Genomic DNA, 17,043 nt, shown 5'->3' on the forward strand with positions numbered 1-17,043 from the left:
TAAACCAAAAGCCCGAAATTATCTTTCGGGCTTTTTATCATCTATTTTCAAATTTATTTCGATTCTAATTCTTTAGGCACTCTAAATAACAGCACTATACCTATAAAAAAGAAAACAAATAGAAATAAAACAGCATTACGCATACTTCCTGTAAACTGCGCTACAAATCCATACAGAAAGGTTCCGATAATAATCCCTATTTTTTCGGCTACATCGTAAAAACTAAAAAACGAAGTTGTATCTTTTGTTTCAGGTAAAATTTTAGAATATGTAGATCGTGATAACGCTTGAATACCCCCCATTACAATCCCCACAAAACCGGCAGCGATATAAAAATCCATTGGAGTAATAACATAATAAGCGTACACACAAATTATCGCCCAAATTACATTAATACCTATCAAAGTTTTTACATTTCCAAATACTCTTGAAATTCTTGCTGTAACTACGGCTCCTAAAATTGCAACAACCTGAATAACCAAAATACTAACGATTAATCCCATGGTTCGCTCTGCATCAGTTCCCCAAGCAATTTCTTCTTCACCAAAATAAGTCGCAATAAGCATAACCGTTTGTACCGCCATACTGTAAACAAAAAAAGCACCTAGATAACGCTTCAGTTTTACATTATGACTCAACTGATTCCAAACCAGTTTCAACTCCTTGAATCCGTTTAAAACAACATTTTTCTTAGGACTTTCACTTTCCTTTTTATTTCCTTTTGGCAGATAATAAAAGGAATACTGACTGAACAGTATCCACCAGATCCCCACTGAAACAAATGAATATTTCATGGCTTTAATTTCGGCTGCCCCACTTTCATCTGTAGTAATTCCAAAAAAATCTGGTTTCATAACCATAGCCAAATTAAGCAACAGAAGAATGACACTTCCTATATACCCCAACGAAAATCCTTTGGCACTAATTTTATCTTGCTGATTGGCGAAAGCGATATCTGGCAAATACGAATTATTAATCGCAAAACTTACCCAAAACCCAACCAGTCCAAAAAAGTAACACGCCAGACTAAAATAAATATGTTCCAACGAAAACCAATACAAACCTATACAAGAGGCTCCTCCTAAATAACAGAAAAACTTCATGAAAATCTTCTTATTCCCTAAATAATCTGCAACACCAGAGATTAAAGGCGTTACAACAGCAATAAAAACAAAAGCTAAAGATGTGGTATAACTGATAAGTGGCGCTCTGGAAATGTCGCCTCCAAAAACCGATACTTTTTCTATATCTGCAATTCTAAAAAGTGCACCGTAAAAAATAGGAAAGATTGCCGATGCGATAACTAAACTATAAACCGAATTTGCCCAATCGTAAAAAGCCCAAGCGTTTAACAGTTTTTTACTTCCTTTTTCTAATTGCTTCATAAAGTAATCTAAACGTTTTAAATAAAAAAGACTGCCCAAACCGAGCAGCCTCAAAGTAAATAAATATTTTTAACTCTTATTGGTTAAATCTTACTTAAATGACGTTACACCAAATTTAGCCGCCTCAGCTTTTGCTTTCGGTGCCAAAGCTGTTAAATTCGCAATACGCGACTCGTTAGAAGGGTGCGTGCTTAACATTTCTGGAGGAGCTTCACCTCCCAGCGCATTCATACGTTTCCATATTTCTGCTGCCTCATCCGGATTATACCCAGCAATAGCCATTAAATAGACACCTATTTCATCTGCTTCGGTTTCATGAGACCTACTAAACGGCAACATAACACCTACCTGAGAACCAATTCCGTAAGCCTGATTAAAAATATCCAGAGACTGCTGATCTCCCGACAGAGCCACATTACCTGCTAATGCCACACCTTGCTGTACATAAGCTGCACTCATACGTTGTTGTCCATGATTTGCAAGTGCATGAGCCACCTCGTGACCAACCACAGCAGCCAAACCTGCTTCTGTTTTTGTTACAGGTAAAATTCCTGTGTACACCACAATTTTACCTCCTGGCATACACCAGGCATTAACTGTTTCATCATCCACCAGATTATACTCCCATTTATAGTCGTTTAAATACCCTTGATAACCGTTGGCATCTAAATACCGTTCAGCAGCCTTAGCTATCTTTTGTCCTACACGGGTTACCATGTTGGCCTGAGTTGTTCCTGAAACCACTTTGTTTTCTGATAAGAATTGATTGTATTGTGCAAATGAGGTTGGAAATAATTGATCGTTAGATACAAATGCCATAGTTTTCTTTCCTGAAAATGGATTTGTTGCACACGATAAAGCCATTGCTACTACACCTGTAGCTATAAGTGTTTTCTTAAATTTCATCGTAATTTGGATTAAATACGCTATAAAAATACAAAAATTGTACGGTTCTCTTTTAGACGCTTTCAATTTTTAAAAGTCACTTAAACAAATAAAAATTATACACAAGGGTTCTGTTATTTTTAATTGAATCCTTCGACTGACTTTCTGTAAAAACAACTCAACTCATGAAAAATATTTTTCTACTTACATTTTCTATATTGCTATTTAATTGTAACGGAAATGCTCAAAAACATAATCAACAAGATTTTAAGGTTGTAAAAACTGAAAAACAATGGCAGGCCGAATTAAACGATATGGAATACAAAGTACTTAGGCAAGCTTACACCGAAAGACCTCACTCTAGTCCATTAGATAAAAATTTTAAAAAAGGCACCTATGTGTGTAGAGCCTGTGAAGCACCGCTTTTTAAAAGCAACAATAAATTTAATGCGGGCTGTGGTTGGCCTAGTTTCGACCAAGAAATAAAAGGAAGTATTACCTATCAAACCGATTTTAAATTAGGCTATGCCAGATTAGAAGAAATTTGCGCCAATTGTGGCAGTCATTTAGGTCATGTTTTTAACGATGGCCCAAAGGAAACTACCGGAAAACGCCACTGTATTAACGGTGTAGCTTTAAAATTTATCCCAGAGAAGAAATAAAGCTGTAATTTTACACGTATGGAAAGTTATTTAACCAGTATCATCAAACAATTTGAATACTATAAAAGTTTGGGCGACAAAACCTTTAATCAACTAACGTTTGATGAAATCTCCTGGCAAAGTAGCGAGGATGCCAACAGCATATCCATAATTGCAAAACATATGGTTGGTAATATGCTAAGCCGATGGACGAACTTTTTGTCTGAGGACGGTGAGAAATCGTGGCGCAATCGAGACGACGAATTTATTGCCTCTTATACCTCAAAAGAAGACCTGATTGCATCCTGGGAAAGTGGCTGGCATTGTTTGTTTAAAGCGATTAAACGGCTAACCTCTGCCGATTTAGAAAGGATAATTTATATTAGAAATGAAGGTCACACAGTTTTAGAAGCTATCAATCGTCAATTAGCACATTACTCCTATCACATAGGTCAAATTGTATTTTTAGGAAAATTACTAAAAGGAAAGGAATGGCAATCATTGTCCATTCTCAAAGGAAAATCTACAACATACAACGCTAATAAATTTAATCAGGAAAAATCTAGAAAACATTTTACTGATGATGTATAAAATAAAAGCCTTTAATAGAAATTAAAGGCTTTATATTTTTTTAAAAATTAGGTTATTCCATTAAAGCACTTAAACTATAGTATCCTCTTTCTCGAGTAATCATACCTTCATCATTAAAATCGTGAGTCAGCATCATTGGGATCACAAATTTCTTGTCATCCTTTTTACGCGTCATTCTCACTTTCCACCATGACTGTACCACTTTTGCTGCTCCTAATTCGTATTCTAAATAATCAGGGTAACCAACGACTTCAATAGCATCTATAGTCCAGTCGTCTAACATTTTGGTAAAGCCTTCTTTTTCTTCAGCTAAACTATGTGTTTCTCCCCATGGCATATCTAAGTTTGAAAATTCCGCATCTTCAGTAAAATAACTAAATCCTTTGTCTGCATCTGCATTTTCAAGCGCACTCATCATTCGACGTACTTTATTAATGTTTTCATGCTGATTATAAATCGTTCCGTTTGTTCTGGGCTGAAATCCTTGTCGCAACTCCTGGAAAACGGTACCATCATCATAGGTAATCATCATTCTAATTTTATTATCGTCATCAATAACAAACAACCTATGAAGCTGCATATTTAATCGTACACCTGTTTTATCATGTACGCCTTTTAAAAAGTCCCAGGTCTGCACCCACAAACCAGATTCTTTATATTCAAGCGCATCTGGATAAGCTCCTGGAGCACGTTCAATACTTAAATAAGAAGTGTTATTGTGCCAAAAAGCCACTTGTCTTAAATATCGGCTTTTATCTACACCTTCATTGTCTGGGTCTGTATTCATACCATTGTAAGCTTTAAAATCATCTGCTAAATAGCTGGCGACTTTAACAGTATCTCCTTCTACAAAGGCTTTTGTCATATCTTCTACAACTTTAATTGCAGGATGTTCAACGTAAATAGTTCCATTTTTTTTTGTCTGAGAGAACATGATGATTGAGGACATCATCATGCCGATAATAGCGAGTTTTTTCATTTTGAATAAATTTTTGGTTAATTAATCTCTTTTAAATTTAGTCAAAATAACTGATAATAAACAGATTACATTATTTTTATTTTATTTCCTACCTGTAAAATAAGAAAAGCATTAACTTATTTATCCTTAATAAATGCTTTTTCGAGATCTGTAATTCATCTTATTTCTTATCAAAATCACTTGTAATTGTAAAACGTGTTTTTAAGACAATTAAAATGCCTTTTAACAAGACTCTTATATAATACCTCCGTATACACTTTACCTAAACAGAATCTTGAAATTATGTTATACCCTATAAAAAACAACTAAACGTCTCTTTAATTACACTTCAATAAAAAACTTATTTAGAAGATGATATTAAAGTAAATCTTCCCGATTAAGGCAATAAAAGATACAAATTTATAGGGTTCTAAATTCTTTATATGGATAAGGTTTCGTAAATTCGTACCCGGAAAAATAACGATTAAAAAAATCTCATGAGTAAATACGATATTATTGTTCTTGGAAGTGGTCCTGGTGGTTATGTAACGGCTATTAGAGCATCGCAGTTAGGTTTTAAAACTGCCATTGTTGAAAAAGAAAACCTTGGTGGTGTATGTTTAAATTGGGGATGTATTCCAACCAAAGCGTTACTAAAATCTGCCCAAGTATTTGAGTATCTTAAGCATGCTGAAGATTACGGACTAAAAGTTAAGGAAGCAGAACACGATTTTGATGCTGTTGTAAAACGTAGCCGTGGTGTTGCGGAAGGCATGAGCAAAGGTGTTCAGTTCTTAATGAAAAAGAATAAAATTGATGTGATTAACGGTTACGGAAAAGTTAAACCTGGTAAAAAGGTTGACGTTGACGGAACTGAATATAGCGCAGACCATATTATTATTGCTACTGGAGCACGCTCTCGCGAATTGCCAAGTTTACCACAAGACGGTAAAAAAGTAATTGGTTACAGAGAAGCGATGACCTTACCAGAGCAACCAAAGAAAATGATAGTTGTTGGTTCTGGAGCTATTGGAGTAGAGTTTGCTTATTTCTATAACTCTATGGGAACCGAAGTAACTATTGTTGAGTACTTACCAAACATTGTTCCTGTTGAGGACGAAGATGTATCTAAACAATTAGAGCGTTCGTTTAAGAAAAACGGTATTAACATCATGACTTCTGCTGAAGTAACTAAAGTTGATACTTCTGGAGACGGTGTTAAAGCAACAGTAAAAACAGCTAAAGGCGAAGAGGTTTTAGAGGCTGATATCATTTTAAGTGCTGTTGGTATTAAAACAAACATCGAAAACATCGGATTAGAAGATGTTGGTATTGTTGTAGACCGCGATAAAATATTAGTAAATAACTTCTACCAAACTAACATACCAGGTTACTATGCTATTGGAGATGTTACTCCTGGCCAGGCGTTAGCTCACGTAGCTTCTGCTGAAGGTATTTTATGTGTTGAAAAAATTGCAGGACAACACGTTGAAGCTTTAGATTACGGAAATATTCCTGGATGTACTTACGCTACTCCTGAAATTGCTAGTGTTGGTTTAACCGAAAAACAAGCTAAAGAAAAAGGATACGATCTTAAAATCGGTAAGTTCCCATTCTCGGCGTCAGGTAAAGCAAGTGCTGGTGGAAACAAAGACGGATTTGTAAAAGTAATTTTTGATGCAAAATACGGTGAGTGGTTAGGTTGCCATATGATTGGTGCTGGTGTTACCGATATGATTGCTGAAGCTGTTGTAGCAAGAAAATTAGAAACTACAGGTCATGAAGTATTAAAAGCAGTTCACCCTCACCCAACCATGAGTGAAGCGGTTATGGAAGCTGTTGCTGCTGCTTACGATGAAGTAATTCACATCTAATTTCGGGCTTTTTAGATAAGTCGGAATATTGATCTTAGATATAAAAAAGGTTTCAGTAATTACTGAAACCTTTTTTATATCTTTAAAATTTTAATTTAGACCCAACGGTGAATGATTCCCTTGAACCAGAAGTGAAATCTGTTTTTATGAGATTATCATTTGAAAGTCTATAATTAAATTGAGCATTTAATATCAAATTATTTGTAGGCTCATATTCAATACCAAAGTTTGCATTTAATGAAGGGGAATCAATACCTGTCATTCCGTCCTTAAACAACATTAAATTCGCACCACTAAACAACTTCCACTTTTCGCTTAATTTTACCCTTAACAAAACCGGTAATTCAAATTTTGAATAGATTCCAAAATCAACTGTTTGTGCCCTCTGAAAAATATCTAGATTACTGTTAATTCTGAAAATATTAAAATCATTGGTTACTTCAAATGTGAAACTACTATCCTGAATCGAGCTTTTACATTGTAAATTCTGCGCGTTTAATTGGAAAACTCCAATAAAAGCCAATAAATGAAGTGTTAGTTTTTTACTCATAACTTAAATTCAACACCTATTGATACCATATCAATATTAGGGCCTACACCAACTGAAGAATCCATATTGAACAGCCTATAGGATAACACTATATCAGTATTTTTAAAAAGTTCATATTGAACTTTAGGAGCAAAATAAAAACCACTGGAATAAGGATGAGAATCTATTGCGAATGCATATCCAAAATCTAAACCAAAGGTCAATTTTTCAGTTAAGTTGAAACGGCTGGTTAACGCTATTGGGAGCATTTTAATATCACCCCTACCGGAAACTTTTAAACCGGATAAATCATATTCGTCACTTTTAAACCAATACGATAGCCCGGTTGTAAAACCAATATCTAAATTCTTGTTTATATTCACTAAATAAGTTGCATCAAGAGCGAGAGCAAAATTATTTACTCCACCATTCGACCCTACACTTGTAGCGAATTTTAATTCTTGTGCTTGCAATTTAATTAATCCTAAAAATAGGAATAATAGCAGTAAGTTTCTTTTCATGATTGATTTGCTTTATGATTAATAACACAAACCTAAGACCTATTCATGTTAAAAAACTCACAATACAATCATAATTAAACTACAATTTAAAGTTAAACAAAACTAAATAAAACTTTGAATAGCTAACTCATAACTCTGCAAACCAAAGCCTAAAATAACCCCTTTGGCATTTGGAGAAATATACGATTGATGCCTAAACTCTTCTCGACCAAACGTATTTGAAATATGAACTTCTACTACCGGTGTTTCAATACCTTTTATGGCATCGCCAATACCTATTGAAGTATGCGTATAAGCGCCAGCATTTAAAATTACCCCGTCGTAACTAAAACCAACTTCGTGTAGTTTATTTATAATTTCGCCTTCAACATTAGACTGATAATATTCTAAAGTTATGCCCTCGTATTTTTCTTTAATGGTATCGAGAAACTCTGTAAAGGTTAAACTACCATAAATAGCAGGTTCACGTTTTCCTAATAAATTTAAGTTCGGGCCGTTAATTATAATTATCTTTTTCATTTAAATTTATAATAGACTTATTTAGCTTTTAAAAAATCGATTTGTGTCTTTTCTCCTTTTTTGAGGTTAGACATGGCTTTTAGAGTATTATCACCATCTTTTAGCTCTACAATAACCGTATTCGGCGTTATGCTTCCTTCATTGTCAGCATGAATTACAATAGAGGTTTTTCCGTTAGCTAAATCGAGATTAATCAACTTTTGCTTATTGGTCGCTTCAAAATTAGAAAGTAAAGTTTTATTATTTACAGAGATGGTAACTTTATCTCCATCTTCCTTCCCTCCGTCATAAATAATTAAAGACACATTTTCAGATTTTGAAAACACACTCATCGTTTGATCTTTTCTAAGGATATTCAGATTAAGAGAATCCATCATCTTCATAGAACTTAACTTCTCTTTAATACTATCTGATACACGCTTCGACTTATTAATTTTAGTCATTACCTTATCGAACTTAGCTTCCATTTTCTCTAACGGACTTAACAATATTTCTCCATTAATGCATTTCGTATTATCGGGAAACAGCCCAATAAAATCAGCTTTTATTTTATTAGATTTTTTAAACGTAAAATTCTCTATAGTCGTGTTAATAAAACAAAAATCATCCTGAGTTACCGGCGATTTTGTGTAAACAATTCCTGTTTCTCTGAAGTTCAATTCCTTTTTATCTTCATAATATTCGCCACGAATGGTTGATCGCGTCTCATGCTCTCCTCCCATTCCTGTTAACGAATAGCCTTTCACCACACCTGATTGCTCTGTTAAAGCAACTTTGTAAGATATGTTAACCGTATCGTTAACCCTTATAAAACCTATATATTCATAATTTTCTTGAGCACGTAAGAATAACGGAAAAACCAATGACAGAAAAATAACTAAGTGTTTCTTAGACATATACAGGATTTTTTTATAAATTGTATCAACAAACATAAAATAATTAATTATGAAAATTAAATTTTTACTTACATTATTAGTGACTTTAGTTTCGTACGCTACTAGTTACGCATCTTTCCCTGTAAAAAGAACAGTTACAGAGCTTGCTGGCAATTCAACTACCACTGAAGTATTAACACCAATAGCCTCTGCTGTAGGTGATAATTTAGTCATTGGTATTTTACTTTGGTTCTTCTTAGGATGGGCCGCAGGACACAGATGGTACTACGGAAAACCAATCCTTTGGAACATCGTATTCATTGTTACAGCTATGGGATTAGGTGTTTGGTGGATTATCGATTTAATTAATATGATTACTGGTAGATTCTAAAATTAATTTCATAATTATTTTACCTGCAATCAACCAAAAATTAAATTAATAACCATTAAGTAAATAAATGCTAATTTTACTTTACTAAATAAAAAAGTCGAAAGATATCTTTCGGCTTTTTTATTTCAATCAACAATTAGTTCCTTTGTATAAATTATTAAAACTCTAACAATTTCAGTTTTACTTGTATGAAATGGGAAAATGCCTTAAAAGATTATCAGATGTATTTAAAGATAGAGCGTGGCCTGTCTCAAAACTCTATCGATAATTATTCTTTAGACATTAGAAAGCTTATAAAATATTTAGAAGCTCATAACGATGCCATTTCTCCCACTGACATAAAAACCGAAAGCATTCAGCAGTTTGTTTATGAAACCGCTAAGAATGTAAATGCCAGGTCACAATCCAGAATCATATCTGGTTTACGTAGCTTCTTTAATTATCTGGTTTTTGAAGATTATCGAGAAACAAACCCTTTAGATCTTATTGAATCACCTAAAATAGGTCGTAAGCTCCCGGACACACTATCCGAAGAAGAAATCGACAAACTTATTGGTGCTATAGATTTAAGCAAACCTGAAGGTGAGCGCAATCGTGCTATTTTAGAAACGCTTTATGGTTGTGGTTTACGTGTAAGCGAGTTAATCAATTTAAAGCTTTCGGACTTATTCTTCGATGAAGGTTTTATTAAAGTCACTGGAAAAGGTGACAAACAACGTTTTGTACCTATTATAGAAGTCACACAGAAATATATTAATATTTACCGTAGCGAAATTAGAAATCATCTTCCTATTCAATCCGGACATGAAGACACCTTGTTTTTAAATAGACGAGGGAAACAGTTAACACGCGCCATGATTTTTACCATCATCAAACAGTTAGCTGAAAAAACAGGCCTTAAAAAAAGTATCTCGCCACATACATTCAGACATTCGTTTGCCACACACCTTTTGCAAAACAATGCCGATTTACGTTCCATTCAATTGATGCTCGGTCATGAAAGCATTACCACCACCGAAATTTATGTTCACTTAGATAAAAGTCATTTAACTAAAGTAGTCGAACAATATCATCCCCGAAAATAAAAAAGCCTCAACACACGTTGAGGCTTTTTTATTTATTTAAAACGATTGTTACTTCGCAATATTTACCGCTCTGGTTTCTCTAATAACCGTTACTTTAACTTGTCCCGGATACGTCATATCGGTTTGAACTTTTTGAGATATGTTGAATGATAAATCCGCAGCTTTTTGATCATCTACTTTTTCACTTTCAACAATAACACGTAATTCTCTACCCGCCTGAATCGCGTAAGCTTTTTTCACACCGTTAAATCCGAAGGCTATATCTTCAAGGTCTTTTAAACGTTGAATATAACTATCTAACACTTGACGTCTTGCTCCTGGTCTTGCTCCTGAAATAGCATCACAAACCTGAATGATTGGCGCTAATAAAGACTTCATTTCTATCTCGTCGTGGTGTGCTCCAATAGCATTGCATACATCTTCTTTCTCTCCAAACTTTTCAGCCCACTGCATACCTAAAATAGCGTGAGGTGTTTCCATATCTGCTTCAGCATCCGGCACCTTACCTATATCGTGTAAAAGTCCGGCACGCTTCGCTAACTTAGGGTTTAAACCTAATTCTGCTGCCATTACACCACAAAGCTTAGCTACTTCTCGCGAGTGTTGTAATAAATTCTGACCATAAGACGAACGGTATTTCATTCTACCCACCATCTTAATTAATTCTGGGTGTAAGTTGTGAATTCCTAAGTCGATAACAGTACGTTTACCAACTTCAATGATCTCCTGCTCGATTTGCTTTTGTGTTTTTTGAACCACCTCTTCAATACGAGCCGGGTGAATACGTCCATCGGTTACTAGCTTGTGTAACGACAAACGTGCTACCTCACGACGTACAGAATCAAAACAAGATAAAATGATAGCCTCAGGTGTGTCATCTACAATAATTTCAACACCAGTAGCCGCCTCAATAGCTCTAATGTTACGTCCTTCACGTCCAATAATTCGCCCTTTAACATCGTCTGATTCGATATTGAATACAGACACACAGTTGTCTACAGCTTCTTCTGTTCCGATACGCTGGATGGTATTTATAATAACTTTCTTAGCTTCCTGTTCAGCTGTTAATTTAGCCTCTTCAAGAGAGCTTTGAATATAAGCCATTGCATCGTTTCTAGCTTCACCTTTTAAAGATTCTACTAACTGTGCTTTTGCCTCTTCTGCAGATAAACTAGAAATAACTTCAAGTTGTTCTACCTGGCTTTTATGTAAACGATCTATTTCCTCTTGCTTCTTATCTAAAACATCTAGCCTGTGATTGTAATCCTTTAATTTACTCTCAAAGCTATCGTTTAACTTTTTATTTTTAGCTAATTCACTAGACACCTGAGATTCTTTATCACGTGTACGTTTTTCGGCTTCTGCCATTTTCTTGTCACGTGCTAAAATAACCTTTTCGTGTTCCGATTTAAGTTCTATGAATTTTTCTTTAGCCTGAAGTATTTTATCCTTTTTAATCGATTCGCCTTCACTTTTGGCTTCTTTGATTATTAAACTGGCACTTTTCTTAGCTTCCTTAACCAGTTTAGATGCATTATTTTTTTCTAATACCTTAGCAATAACAAAACCTATTGCTATCCCTAATACTCCCCCTCCTGCAATTAATATAATTGAGTTATCCATTATTGATTTTAGTTGATTTAAACATATAAAAAAGCCCACACCAGTATAAAGTTTTGTATAAACTCCTTAAAAACAAGTTTAGGGCTAACAAGCTGATCAAGGGTCTGCTCAAGGCAGCATGCTTTAACAACTTAAACTCACCCTTTTTAAAGAATTAACGTTGAGTTTATCAAAAAAAATCACTAATGCAGGCAGTATTTTTAACTTATTTTAAAGAACGTTTAAGAGACTAAATAAGATTGAAGTAAATCGTTTAATGCATTTAATTTATCTTCCACATGTTCGTTTACATGTTCCTTATCGATAGACTTCTGTTCGACCTGAGCCGCAAACTGTAAAGCACACATCGCTAATACATCTTGCTTGTCTCTAACAGAATAACTTTGCTCAAATTGCTTAATCATTGTCTCGATGTTTTTAGCTGCTTTACGCAATCCTTCTTCTTGACTCGGGTCAATATTTAAAGGATATACCCTGTTTGCTATAGATAGCTTTATTTTAAGCTTGTCTGACATTGATTTGTTTTATCTTTAATCTGAGAGTTGCGCAATACAATGATCTATATCTCGAATTAAAGCATTTATTTTAAGCTTAGTTTCTCTTTTACTTTCGTCACTGCCAAGTATTGTATTTGCCATTCTAAGCGCTTCGTATTTTTCTTCCCAATTTGTGATATGTTCTTTTTGGGCCGAAATTTCTTGTCTTGAAGCTATCAATTCTTCTTTCAGCTTCGAGTTTTCAAGCTTTAAACGCTCTAATCTATGTAATACTTTGCTAATTTTGCTTTCTAAAGAATCTACAATATCTTCAATATTACCCATTTGCAAATTTCAATACTTATTACACAAAGTTAACATACCTTAGTATAAATAACAATTGTTTTTTAATAAAATTTGAAAATTCTCGTTATTACTCTAAATCAACAAAATGGGTCGATTTTTCTTTTATTTTTGCAGTATAACATCAAATTAACAATTTAGCAACACCTACTTTTTTATGCGATTAGTCCTATTTCTACTTACAACTTTTTCTTTAATTTCTCAGGCTCAAAATATATACCCTCAAGATTATTTTGGAGATCCTCTTGAAGTGCCTTTAATACTTTCCGGAACCTTTGCCGAGCTGCGCTCCAATCATTTTCATTCAGGATTAGATATTAAAACGCAACAACGAGAAGGATTAAGAGTTCTTGCTTCTGCTGAAGGGTTTGTAAGTCGCATTAAAATTTCTCATTACGGCTACGGAAAAGCACTGTATATAACCCATCCTAACGGATACACTACAGTTTATGCGCATTTACAAAAATTCGCTCCAGAAATTGAAGCCTACATTAAAAAGCGACAGTACGAAGCCGAATCTTATGAGATTGAACTGTTTCCATCTGCTAATGAATTAAAACTAAATAAAGGCGAGCATGTTGCCTATAGCGGAAACACAGGGGGGTCAGGCGGTCCACACTTACATTTCGAAATAAGAAATAAAGAAGAACACCCTTTAAACCCTATGCTTTTCGGTATTAATGTAGCAGATACAACGAAGCCAACCATAAAATCTATTTATGCCTACGCACTAAACGATTCCTCCTCCGTTAATAATTCAACTGAAAAACAAAAAATAAGATTGATTCCTCTAGCTTCGGGAGATTACAACACTGAAAACATTGAAGCTTATGGCGTGATTGGCATTGGAGTGGAAACTAACGACAGACAAAACTTAGCCGCTAACTCTAACGGGGTTTATCAAATCCAATCATTTTTAAACGGTAATCAAAATTTTGAAATTAATTTTCAATCTTTCTCCTTTAATGAAACCCGAAACATTAATCAGCTTATAGATTACGAACACTATACTACTACAAAGCATCGTATTCAGAAACTATTTAATCATAATAATATATTGAGTTTATACAATCCTGAGTTCTATAACGGAAACCTGGTGGTAAAAGACAGTACCAACTCCATTTATAAAATTCGAGTGGTCGATTTTGAAAATAATGATGCCTGGGTGACGATTAACATTAAAGGAAATAAAACTTCTACTAAAAAAACAGAAGAAAAAACACCATATTATATATACGCAAACCAAAGCACCAATTTAAAATCCGGAAACGTAGCTGTTCATTTTTATCCTAACACATTTTACGAAGATTTCTATATGGATTTTAATGTGCAAAATGATACGTTAACGCTTCATGATGATATCATGCCTACAAAGAATAATTTCAACATCAATTTTAATGTGAGTCATTTTAATGATGAAGATAAAGACAAATTGTTTGTTTCAAGATTAGTGGGGCGAAACAAAAATTACCCGCTTTATACGAGTACGAGACGCGAAGGCGATACTTTAATTGCCAGTACCAAGTATTTAGGTTCTTATACCTTAACAGCAGATACGGTAAAACCGAGTATTACCCCAAAAAACTTTAGAGATGAACAGTGGATAAGCAATTACCGATTTTTAAAGGTAAAAATTGATGATTCCGGATCAGGGATTTCAAACTACAGAGCGACAATTAATGGCAAATGGATTTTAATGGAGTATGATTATAAGACAAAAACACTTACTTTCGATTTTAACGATCATATTTCTACCGAAACAAAAAATAATTTCAAACTTATAGTTACCGATAATGTGGGAAATAGTTCTACATTTGAATCTGTATTCTATAGAAAAAAATAAATAACCTTTGAAAAGCAGATTTCACGTTTTAACCTTATTATTTTTTGCAATATCCTTAACCGGTATATCTCAAACAGCAACTATAAAAGGCATTATTCTAAACGATAACAACTCCCCTGTTCCAAACGTAAATATTAAATGGAAAACTAGCGGAACTACAACAAACAATAATGGATTCTATAGTTTTAATATTCCGGCTAATCAAGATATTTCGGTAGAATTCACCCACCTATCTTATAAAAAAGTAGCAAGTGTTTTCAATCTTAAAAACGGAGAGGTTCTAGAGTTTAATCCTGTTATGAATATGGCTACACAGCAGATCGCAACGGTAGTTATTAATAATACAAGCCAAAGAGAAGTTGAGGGCATTATCACGTTAAAACCAGAAACTATTAGAAAAATCCCTGGAGCCAATGCTGGTGTAGAAAATTTACTTTTAACACTTCCAGGAGTTAGTAACAACAATGAACTGAGCACCCAATACTCTGTACGAGGTGGAAACTACGATGAAAACCTGGTCTACGTAAACGGTATTGAAGTCTACAGGCCATTTTTAATTCGCTCTGGCCAACAGGAAGGATTGAGTTTTGTTAATACTGATTTGACACAAAACGTCGATTTCTCTGCCGGAGGTTTTCAAGCTAAATATGGAGATAAATTATCATCCGTTCTTGACATCACGTATAAAACACCATACCAATTTGAAGTTAATGGCGATTTAAGTTTGCTTGGCGGAAGTGTATCTGTCGAAGGCATAAGTAAAGATTCTAAATTTACAGGTATTGCCGGTGTGCGATATCGCGATAACAGCTTACTGGTAGATGCTAAGGAGACTGAAACAAATTACCAGCCCTCTTTTGCCGATATTCAAACGTATTTAACGTATAAGTTTTCAAATAAATTTCATTTGAGCTTTTTAGGAAACGCTTCTATAAACAAATACAATTACCAACCGGAAACGCGACAAACCAACTTCGGAACCTTTAGCGACCCCATAGCGCTTTTAGTATTTTATGAAGGTCAGGAAAAAGATCAGTATCGTACGTTTTTCGGCGCTTTTAAAGGAACGTATTTTGCAAACGACAACCTGAATTTAAAATTGCTAGCCTCTACTTACCATACTACCGAGGAAGAGTATTTTGATATTCTGGCACAATACAGATTAGGAGAAGTTAACACCGATATTGGTGGCGAAAATTTAGGTGATGTTGAATACAGTCGAGGCATTGGAAGTCAGTTAAACCACGGTCGAAATGATTTAGATGCTTTAATAAGTAACTTTGAACACAAAGGTGATTATAAGATTGATGACAACCGTTTTGAATGGTCTGTAAAATATACCCATGAAGATATTCGCGACCGATTAATCGAATGGGAAGTTATCGATTCCGCAGGATTTTCTATTCGTCCGCCAAAAGTTTCTCCAAACGAACAACCTTATGTCGCTTATTCTGGTCCGTTAGAAGCTTTTCAGAATGTACGAAGTATAAACAAAACCCAAATAGACCGTATACAGGCGTATTTACAATGGAGTAAACGCAGTACTATTGGGTCGAGTGATGTCTGGTATAATGCCGGAGTTCGAGCACACAACTGGTCGGTTAACGGTATGGGTATTGAAAAATCAAATCAAACGGTTTTTAGCCCAAGAGCTCAGTTTGCAATTAAACCTGACTGGAATAAAGACATGTTATTTAGGGTAGCAACTGGCCTCTATTATCAGCCGCCTTTTTACAGAGAACTTCGTGATGCCAACGGGGTAGTTCAGCCTAATGTTAAAGCACAACAATCCTATCATATTGTTCTAGGAAATGATTACAGTTTTAAAATGTGGGACAGACCTTTTAAGCTGACTTCCGAAGCTTATTATAAACACCTTAATGATGTAAACCCATACACCATTGAAAACGTTCGTATTCGCTACCGGGCATCTAACAATGCCAAAGCATACGCTTACGGACTGGATATGCGTTTAAATGGAGAGTTTGTACCAGGCACTGAATCGTGGTTTAGTTTCGGGTATCTAAAAACCGAAGAAAACATTGATGGTCGCGGCTATATTGCCAGACCAACCGATCAACGCTTAAAATTCGCTGCCTTATTTCAAGACTACGTACCTAATGTTCCTAATTTAAAAGTGTATTTGAATTTAGTATATAATACTGGATTACCGGGAGGCTCTCCAAGCTATGCTGATGTTTATGAATACCAAACCCGATTACCGGACTATAAGCGTGCCGACTTAGGGTTACAATTTGTGTTAGTAGATGCCAACAAACAATTTAACAGTGGCTGGAAAAAACCATTTAAGGCTTTATCTTTTGGTTTCGAAATTTATAACATATTCGATGTACAAAACTCCATCACCAACACCTGGGTACGCGATGTATATACCAAAAGACAATACGGCATTCCGAATTATTTAACGCCGAGAGTATTCAACGTAAGAACCACTATGAAGTTTTAATTTAACTCGAAGTTATT

General features: G+C 34.7%; 17 protein-coding genes and 1 other RNA gene. 7 read left to right on the plus strand and 11 right to left on the minus strand.

Going from position 1 to position 17,043, the window contains the following annotated elements:
• Positions 1-53: 53 nt before the first annotated feature.
• Together RBH94_RS14530 and RBH94_RS14535 are read right to left on the minus strand one after the other, a co-directional pair.
• Positions 54-1,385: an MFS transporter gene (locus RBH94_RS14530; protein ID WP_307881544.1), complete on the minus strand. Its 1,332-nt coding sequence runs from the start codon at positions 1,383-1,385 to the stop codon at positions 54-56.
• A 90-nt stretch (positions 1,386-1,475) separates the two neighbouring features.
• On the minus strand, positions 1,476-2,291 hold the full coding sequence (locus tag RBH94_RS14535) for a M48 family metallopeptidase (protein ID WP_188222183.1): 816 nt from the start codon (positions 2,289-2,291) through the stop codon (positions 1,476-1,478).
• Between the two features lie 164 nt (positions 2,292-2,455).
• On the opposite strand from RBH94_RS14535, the gene msrB reads away from it, so the two are divergent.
• On the plus strand, positions 2,456-2,932 hold the full coding sequence (gene msrB / locus RBH94_RS14540) for a peptide-methionine (R)-S-oxide reductase MsrB (protein WP_307881545.1): 477 nt from the start codon (positions 2,456-2,458) through the stop codon (positions 2,930-2,932).
• Between the two features lie 18 nt (positions 2,933-2,950).
• Complete coding sequence (locus RBH94_RS14545; RefSeq protein ID WP_307881546.1) at positions 2,951-3,502, plus strand: DUF1572 family protein; 552 nt, start codon at positions 2,951-2,953, stop codon at positions 3,500-3,502.
• Between the two features lie 52 nt (positions 3,503-3,554).
• Here the strand turns inward: RBH94_RS14545 and RBH94_RS14550 are convergent, their stop codons facing one another.
• Positions 3,555-4,481: a nuclear transport factor 2 family protein gene (locus RBH94_RS14550; RefSeq protein WP_307881547.1), complete on the minus strand. Its 927-nt coding sequence runs from the start codon at positions 4,479-4,481 to the stop codon at positions 3,555-3,557.
• A 476-nt stretch (positions 4,482-4,957) separates the two neighbouring features.
• Between RBH94_RS14550 and lpdA the strand changes: the two genes are divergently transcribed.
• On the plus strand, positions 4,958-6,334 hold the full coding sequence (gene lpdA, locus RBH94_RS14555; RefSeq protein WP_307881548.1) for a dihydrolipoyl dehydrogenase: 1,377 nt from the start codon (positions 4,958-4,960) through the stop codon (positions 6,332-6,334).
• Positions 6,335-6,416: 82 nt separating this feature from the next.
• Here lpdA and RBH94_RS14560 read toward each other — a convergent pair whose 3' ends face one another.
• The 4 genes from RBH94_RS14560 to RBH94_RS14575 form a co-directional block, all read right to left on the minus strand.
• Complete coding sequence (locus RBH94_RS14560) at positions 6,417-6,884, minus strand: hypothetical protein (protein WP_307881549.1); 468 nt, start codon at positions 6,882-6,884, stop codon at positions 6,417-6,419.
• Complete coding sequence (locus tag RBH94_RS14565) at positions 6,881-7,384, minus strand: hypothetical protein (protein WP_307881550.1); 504 nt, start codon at positions 7,382-7,384, stop codon at positions 6,881-6,883. Before RBH94_RS14565 ends, RBH94_RS14560 begins: the two co-directional genes overlap by 4 nt.
• Positions 7,385-7,486: 102 nt before the next feature.
• The gene (gene aroQ / locus RBH94_RS14570; RefSeq protein ID WP_307881551.1) at positions 7,487-7,903 is read right to left on the minus strand and encodes a type II 3-dehydroquinate dehydratase; all 417 of its coding nucleotides are present in this window, start codon (positions 7,901-7,903) and stop codon (positions 7,487-7,489) included.
• 17 nt (positions 7,904-7,920) lie between these two features.
• On the minus strand, positions 7,921-8,799 hold the full coding sequence (locus RBH94_RS14575) for a hypothetical protein (RefSeq protein WP_307881552.1): 879 nt from the start codon (positions 8,797-8,799) through the stop codon (positions 7,921-7,923).
• Positions 8,800-8,848: 49 nt separating this feature from the next.
• Here RBH94_RS14575 and RBH94_RS14580 point away from each other — a divergent pair, with 49 nt between their 5' ends.
• Both RBH94_RS14580 and xerD read left to right on the plus strand, forming a co-directional pair.
• Positions 8,849-9,169: a TM2 domain-containing protein gene (locus tag RBH94_RS14580; RefSeq protein ID WP_188222192.1), complete on the plus strand. Its 321-nt coding sequence runs from the start codon at positions 8,849-8,851 to the stop codon at positions 9,167-9,169.
• A 188-nt stretch (positions 9,170-9,357) separates the two neighbouring features.
• Positions 9,358-10,254 (plus strand): site-specific tyrosine recombinase XerD, encoded by an 897-nt coding sequence (gene xerD / locus RBH94_RS14585; protein WP_307881553.1) that lies wholly within the window; start codon positions 9,358-9,360, stop codon positions 10,252-10,254.
• 48 nt (positions 10,255-10,302) lie between these two features.
• On the opposite strand, the gene rny is transcribed toward xerD, so the two are convergent.
• From rny to RBH94_RS14605, 4 genes are all read right to left on the minus strand, one after another.
• Positions 10,303-11,877, minus strand: a complete 1,575-nt coding sequence (gene rny / locus RBH94_RS14590; protein ID WP_188222194.1) for a ribonuclease Y — start codon at positions 11,875-11,877, stop codon at positions 10,303-10,305.
• A gap of 59 nt (positions 11,878-11,936) precedes the next feature.
• Positions 11,937-12,043: non-coding RNA, 6S RNA (ssrS, locus tag RBH94_RS14595), on the minus strand.
• Between the two features lie 55 nt (positions 12,044-12,098).
• Positions 12,099-12,392, minus strand: coding sequence for a cell division protein ZapA (locus RBH94_RS14600; protein ID WP_188222195.1), 294 nt, complete (start codon positions 12,390-12,392; stop codon positions 12,099-12,101).
• A 15-nt stretch (positions 12,393-12,407) separates the two neighbouring features.
• Entirely contained in the window at positions 12,408-12,698 is a 291-nt protein-coding gene (locus tag RBH94_RS14605; protein ID WP_188222196.1) for a hypothetical protein, read from the minus strand.
• Between the two features lie 175 nt (positions 12,699-12,873).
• On the opposite strand from RBH94_RS14605, the gene RBH94_RS14610 reads away from it, so the two are divergent.
• Together RBH94_RS14610 and RBH94_RS14615 are read left to right on the plus strand one after the other, a co-directional pair.
• Complete coding sequence (locus RBH94_RS14610) at positions 12,874-14,559, plus strand: M23 family metallopeptidase (protein WP_307881554.1); 1,686 nt, start codon at positions 12,874-12,876, stop codon at positions 14,557-14,559.
• Between the two features lie 7 nt (positions 14,560-14,566).
• The gene (locus tag RBH94_RS14615) at positions 14,567-17,026 is read left to right on the plus strand and encodes a carboxypeptidase-like regulatory domain-containing protein (RefSeq protein WP_307881555.1); all 2,460 of its coding nucleotides are present in this window, start codon (positions 14,567-14,569) and stop codon (positions 17,024-17,026) included.
• Positions 17,027-17,043 lie beyond the last annotated feature (17 nt).

It is taken from the genome of Aestuariibaculum sp. YM273 (genome assembly GCF_030908365.1).
GTDB classification, from domain to species: domain Bacteria; phylum Bacteroidota; class Bacteroidia; order Flavobacteriales; family Flavobacteriaceae; genus Aestuariibaculum; species Aestuariibaculum marinum.